This is a genomic window from Castellaniella sp. (assembly GCF_036379515.1).
Taxonomy (GTDB): Bacteria; Pseudomonadota; Gammaproteobacteria; order Burkholderiales; family Burkholderiaceae_B; genus Castellaniella.
In genome coordinates, this window is the sequence record NZ_DASVGN010000017.1 from 1 (window position 1) to 6093 (window position 6093).

3 protein-coding genes, 3 tRNA genes and 1 pseudogene are annotated in these 6093 nt (G+C 60.5%); 4 read left to right on the plus strand and 3 right to left on the minus strand.

The window, feature by feature from the left end; genetic code table 11:
* Positions 1-414: pseudogene (locus VF285_RS05770) on the minus strand (hypothetical protein); the annotation flags it as partial.
* Positions 415-886: 472 nt separating this feature from the next.
* On the opposite strand from VF285_RS05770, the gene VF285_RS05775 reads away from it, so the two are divergent.
* The 4 genes from VF285_RS05775 (at position 887) to VF285_RS05790 (ending at position 4303) form a co-directional block, all read left to right on the plus strand.
* Positions 887-962: transfer RNA gene (locus VF285_RS05775), tRNA-Ala, on the plus strand.
* Between the two features lie 22 nt (positions 963-984).
* A tRNA-Glu gene (locus tag VF285_RS05780) sits at positions 985-1060 on the plus strand.
* Between the two features lie 16 nt (positions 1061-1076).
* Positions 1077-1153 (plus strand) — tRNA-Asp (locus VF285_RS05785).
* A 249-nt stretch (positions 1154-1402) separates the two neighbouring features.
* Positions 1403-4303: an EAL domain-containing protein gene (locus tag VF285_RS05790; protein ID WP_346951676.1), complete on the plus strand. Its 2901-nt coding sequence runs from the start codon at positions 1403-1405 to the stop codon at positions 4301-4303.
* Here the strand turns inward: VF285_RS05790 and lnt are convergent.
* Together lnt and VF285_RS05800 are read right to left on the minus strand one after the other, a co-directional pair.
* Entirely contained in the window at positions 4300-5919 is a 1620-nt protein-coding gene (gene lnt / locus VF285_RS05795) for an apolipoprotein N-acyltransferase (protein WP_346951677.1), read from the minus strand. The two genes, VF285_RS05790 and lnt, sit on opposite strands and share 4 nt — an antisense overlap.
* A partial coding sequence (locus VF285_RS05800; RefSeq protein ID WP_346951678.1) for a transporter associated domain-containing protein occupies positions 5909-6093 on the minus strand: 185 nt, incomplete at its 5' end. The genes VF285_RS05800 and lnt, both read right to left, overlap by 11 nt.

Sequence of the window (6093 nt, forward strand, 5' to 3'; positions counted from 1 at the left end):
AGGGGGGACCTCCTGTCGTTGCGGAGTGTCCGGGTTCGGAAAGCAGCTGCCGCCCGCCAGCACCAGGTTGATGGCGGCGGTCAGCATGGCTGTCGGGGCGCGTTTCGAGACGTAACCGACCAATCTGGGCGACAGGCTGCGAAGGGTGAAGGGCGGGTGGGCCGGCTCGAAGAGCAGCAGGATCCGTCCGGGGTTGTAGGCCTTCTGGCCAGCCTGGATGAGCTCAGCCGTTTGTTCGTAGGTGTCGGGTGCCGACAAAAGCATCAGATCCGTCGGCGTGGTTGCTGTGCCGCCGTTGAAAAGCTGCGCGTAGTCCACGCCATCGCAGGAGACTTCCGTCGAACATTCCTGGAACAGTTGCTGGATCCCCAGCCTGAGCAGTGCATTGGGCTCGACGGCGATGATCGTGATCACGTTCGCCCCCCGACTGCGCAAGTAGTGGTCAATGAATGAATCATTTTGACCCCCTGTATCAGGCAAAACTCCAGCCAGAGTTTACGCCTGCAACAGGATTTGTGAGCAGATATAAGTGTGGACAATCGAAACGATACGTACGATGGCCGCTGTTTTGTCCGATGTCGGACGATCTGCCTCTTCGGCCGCGCCTGGCCACGGTCCGATGATATTGGGCGTGGACGCCCTGCAGGCGGCGTGTAGCGGCAGCAGTCATCATATATGTGTAGAAGGGTCATATGTGTGACAAATTGATTTGCAAACGGGCAATCGCTGCAGGCCTTCTTCTGGCTCGATCGTCCAAGACAAAAAGAGGCTGGGCCGGACGGTCTTTTCCAGGGGCCGGAGGAGTGTGAACCATTGGAGCGTCAACTTGCACGTGAAAAAGAATTCATGCATAATTTCGCTTCTTCAGTGATGGAGAAGCTGTCTGGGGGGTATAGCTCAGCTGGGAGAGCGCTTGCATGGCATGCAAGAGGTCAGCGGTTCGATCCCGCTTACCTCCACCAAGTTTCCATCATTGAATGTCCGGTCCCCTTCGTCTAGAGGCCTAGGACATCACCCTTTCACGGTGAGTACAGGGGTTCGAATCCCCTAGGGGACGCCAGGGTGACCTGGAATGTGGAGTGGTAGTTCAGTTGGTTAGAATACCGGCCTGTCACGCCGGGGGTCGCGGGTTCGAGTCCCGTCCGCTCCGCCAACGATTCAAAAAGCCTGATAATTCGAAGAATTATCAGGCTTTTTTCTTGTTGGATTGACCGCGAAGGTGGGCTTGAGCGGCAGCGTCTTCGACCCCTGTCGTTCGAGACGACAGGATGCAGCCTTTCACGAGCACATTTCGGGCATATGGGATGCAGTCCCTTCCGCTAATATAGGCGCCTTGGGTGGGTGTCTTTCGGGGGGGCACTCAGTCCTTGCCTGTTCTACCGATTACCTGGACGGACGCTGCATGAACGCACGATCTTTGCGATTGCCTCAATGGTTCTGGCGCAGGGCGTCCAGGCTTGGGGTGGTATCGGCCGTATTTTTTCTGGCCATGTTGGTGTTTGTGCTGGGTAATGCGGTAGTCCTGTATTCGCTGCTGTCTCGCTACGAAGGGGCCGTGCGTCAGGAGGCGACGCTGGATCATGCCCGTATTCTCAGCCAGAGCCTGGCGGTACAGGCCATGCGTTTGGCGGATGGCTCATACATTCAGACGGCCAAGCTCAGCCAGAATGTCGATGAAACCGACAGCGTGCTGCGGGCGCTGGACCGTGGGGGCGTGGTGTCGGGCATCGAGGTGCCTCCTCTGTCGCTTCCCGCCGCGCGCGATGCGCTGCCGCAGATTCGCCGTCAATGGGTGGCCTTGAAAGGTCATCTTCAGGCGGTCGTCCTGGCTTCTTACAGCGCCACGCCACAGGGAGCGGGCACTTCTTCTGCAGAATCGCGCCTCATTCAGCGGCAGTGGCTGGCAGACGACGCCGCAGCGTTCCTGGATGCACTCACATCGGCGTCGAACATTCTCAATGCGCAGTTGCGGTCCCATCAGGATCGGGCTCTGTTTCAGGGGTTGGTCCTCACCCTGGTCGATCTGCTGGTGCTGCTGCTCACTTTCGTGTGGATACAGCGGCGTTTCGTACGGCCTTTGGCCGAATTGCGCGATGCCGCAGAGGCCTGGATCAACGGGCGGCCTGCGGGCCGCATTCACGGGCTCGGGCTGGGGGACTTGCGCGATATCGGCCAGGCGTTTGACGCGGGTGCCGAGCAATTGCGGGTGCTCCGAGAACAGGTTCGCGAGGAGCAGGCAGGGCTCGAACGATCAGACATCATCTTCCAGGGCCTGGCGTTGAATTCCCTGGTGGGGATCTTTCTGGCCGAAGCCGAGCGCCTGAATTTCGTGAGCGAGAAAATGGCCGAGATATTCGGCTATGACGCGGGCGAGATGGCGGGTGGCATGCCGCTTCTGAGCCTGATTGTGCCGCGTGAGCGCTATCTTGTGTCCGAGGCCATCAAGGCAAGCCATGCCCGCCGTGATGGCACTTTGCGCTTCGAGCGCCACGGGCGGTGCAAAGATGGGACAGTGATCGACATCGAGGTCTTCGGAACCGCGATTCTCGTGGATGGCAAGGTTGCCTTGGTCGGATTGGTGCAGGACGTGACGGAGCGCAAACGAGCAGAATCGTCTGCGCAGCTGTCGTCGATTGCCTACGAAAACAGCAGCGAGGCCATTGCCATCACCGATGCTTCCGGCGTCGTCATTGACGTAAATCCCGCCTATTCTCGAATGACCGGCTATTGGACGGACGAAATTGCCGGCGAAGTCCTGCCGCTGTTGCGCCCTGGACGGCACAATCGCGATTTTTACGATGACATGTGGCATGCCATCAATACCAAGGGCCGTTGGGCCGGTGAATATTGGGGTCGCCGAAAGACGGGTGAAGAGTACGCCGAGCGTGTCGTCATCGATACAGCCTGGAATCACGATGGCTCGGTCAATTGTCGCGTGGCCATGCTGGGCGATGTGACTCAGAAGAAGCAGGGTGAGGCCGAGATCTGGCATCAGGCCCACCATGATCCGCTCACGGGTCTTCCCAATCGGCAATATTTCAATGAACGGCTGCAGACCGCGGTGGCGACGGCCGATCAGGAGCAGAGCGCTTTGGCGCTGCTGTTTCTGGATCTCGATCTCTTCAAGGAAGTCAACGACTCCATGGGGCATGCTGTCGGTGATCAGTTGCTGGTCGAGGCCGCAGGTCGTTTGCGCGGTTGTGCGGTGGACGATTCGTGCTTCGTCGCACGCTTGGGTGGAGACGAATTCGTCATGATCGCTTGTGGTATGCCTGATCGCGCCCAGATAGACACCTTGTGCCAGCAGGTGCTGGATTGCATTGCCAGCCCTTATGAGCTCAATGGCAAGAAGGTGCAAGTGTCCGCCAGTCTGGGAGTAGCTCTGTACCCACAGGATGCAGTGGGCGCTGAGTCGCTCCTGCGCAACGTGGACATGGCCATGTATGTGGCCAAAGGCGCAGGCCGCAACCGTTACCGCTATTTTGACGTGCACATGCGTGATCGGGTGCGCATTCAGCGCGACCTGCAGTATGCCTTGCCACAGGCGATTGCAGCGGGCCAGTTCTTCCTGCTGTACCAGCCCATTTATTCCTTGAATACCGGCAAGATCGAGCGTGCAGAAATTCTGCTGCGCTGGCGTCATCCAGAACTTGGCATCGTCAGCCCGTTGGACTTCATCCCGTTTGCCGAGGAGCGCCATTTGATCAGGCCACTCAGCGACTGGGTTTTTGCCGAGGCGGCGCAGCAACTGGCGCAGTGGCGGGCCGTGGCACCCGACCTGCGCTTGACGATGAACGTCTCTCCCAGCCAACTGGCAGAAGATCAAATCGATCTGCAATCGGTACTCGGGCTATTGCGATCCCATGGTCTGTCAGCGGATGCTTTTTCGTTGGAATGCAGCGAGCATCTGTTTCTCAACATGGATGTCGAGGTACGGTCCCGTCTTCGACGCATGAGCGAAGCAGGCATGCGCTTTAGCGTCGGTGCGGTCACGCTGGGGATGTCCGCGCTGCTGGCGCTGCCGCACCAGGCCTTTGAGACGCTCAAACTCGAGCGCGAGGCCACCGAGCGGCTGCTGGCCAGCGAGCAGGCAATGGCCGTATACGAGTCGGTCATTGCTCTGGCGCATCGCCTGGGTCTTTCAGTGATCGCGGAAGGCATTGCCACGCGCGACCAGTACGAATTTCTCGTCAAGGTGGGTTGTGACGCAGGCCAGGGTTTCTGGCTCGATGCGCCCCTGGAGCACGCTGTGTTTGAGCAGCGGCTGCGTTCGGGTGCGCGCCACCCCACGCAGCATCCTTAACGGGCCTTGCGTCTTTTCAGCAGGCCTGCCAGCAGGCACAGTGCCAGCCAGACCAGGATGGGAGTGTTGCGCCAGCGAACGTAAGGGGTCAGGCCTTGGGTTCCGCGCACCTCGGCGTCCAGTACTCCGGGTGTTGCAGGGTCGAGGGCGCCGCGTACCTGACCGTCAGGGGAGATGACAGCCGTGATTCCGGTATTGGTGGCTGCAATCAGCGGGCGCGCTGTCTCCAGTGCACGCATACGTGCCATCCACAGGTGTTGACGTAGGGCCCAGGAATGTCCGAACCAACCCAGGTTGCTGATGTTGACCAGCAGGTTGGCGCCTGAGCTTCCGTCCGTTCGTGGGGCCACTTGGGCTGCAATTTCTTCGCCGAAAGTATCTTCGTAGCAAATGTCCAGGGCGATAGCCTGCCCATCGACCTGAAGCAGCGGTTGGATCAAGGGCCCTCGATTGAAATCGCCCAAGGGGATCTGCAGCGCGTGTACGAACCAGTGAAACCCTGGAGGGATGAACTCCCCGAAAGGTACCAGGTGATGTTTGTCGTAATGCCAGGGTTGGGGGGCGCCTGGCGCAAGGGATTCATCCGGCTTCAGGGCAATGGCACCGTTGGTGTAGCGGTTGCCGTCGACCGTCTGTGTATGCAACGGCACGCCTAATATAAGGGTGGCTTGCTGATTTTTGGCGACATCTTGCCACTGTTGCCAGATACGGCCCGGAATCTGGTCCTGAAAAATCGGCATGACGGTCTCAGGCAGCACGATGAGGTCCGGATGGCCCGCCTCGTCTTTGGCTGGCAGGTCTGCCAGGTGCAGCGCTTCTGTGACGGTTCGATTGAATTGCTGGGGGTCGAATTTTTCGGATTGAGGTGTCGCGGGTTGAACGAGGCGCACCATCAGGGTGGCGCCCTCAGGTGCCGCCCACTCCACGTGGGCGCCTGCAATGCCGATCAGGCCGCTGGCCAAGGCCAGAACGACCACAGAGGCTGCGCTGCGGTCGTAGGGCGGGCTGTCCTTGGCACGCGCCATGAGGGCAATGGCGGCGGCTGCGAATGCGGCCAGCCAGGCGACACCGTAGACGCCGACCACGGGCGCCCAGGCGGCCAGCATGCCCTCCGCGTGGGCATAGCCGATGTTCAACCAGGTAAAGCCCGTGAACAAGGTGCCCCGCAACCACTCGAAGAGCGTCCACGATGAGGCCCAGATAAGTGCATTGAGGATCTGTCGTGGGGCCGGTTGCTCGGGTTGGCGCGTGTGGGCGCACAGCCAGGCACACAGGGCGCAGGCCGCCGCCGCGTAGAGCGCCATGGCTGCCGAGAAGATCAGGAGGGCAGCAATGGCCAGGGGTAGCGCGAGGCCACCATATTGGTGCATGCTGATTGTCAGCCAGTACACGCCCACGGCAAATTGCGCGGTCGCAAAGAGCCAGCCGCTGAGGGCGGCTTGCCGTGGATTCGCGGCGCTCAACGTCTGAGCCACCAGAAACGACAAGGTCACGATCTGCACGAAGGGCAGCAGCCACGCAGGCAGCGGGCCCGGCGCGAAGCTCAGTGCGCTGGCAGCCCCGGCGAGCAGAATCAGAACTCGGCGCCGCCACCGGGCGCCCAACTCAGGCCGCATCGTCGTGGGTAGAGTGAGAGGAATTCGGCGACTCGAGGCGCTGGACGTGCAGCCAGCGGGCGCGCTTGCCGTCGGCACCCACGACCGTGAACGCCAGCCCCTGGCTTTCGAAACGCTCACCGCGTCGTGGAATGTGGCCGATTTCGGCTGCCAGCCAGCCATTGAGGGTATCGC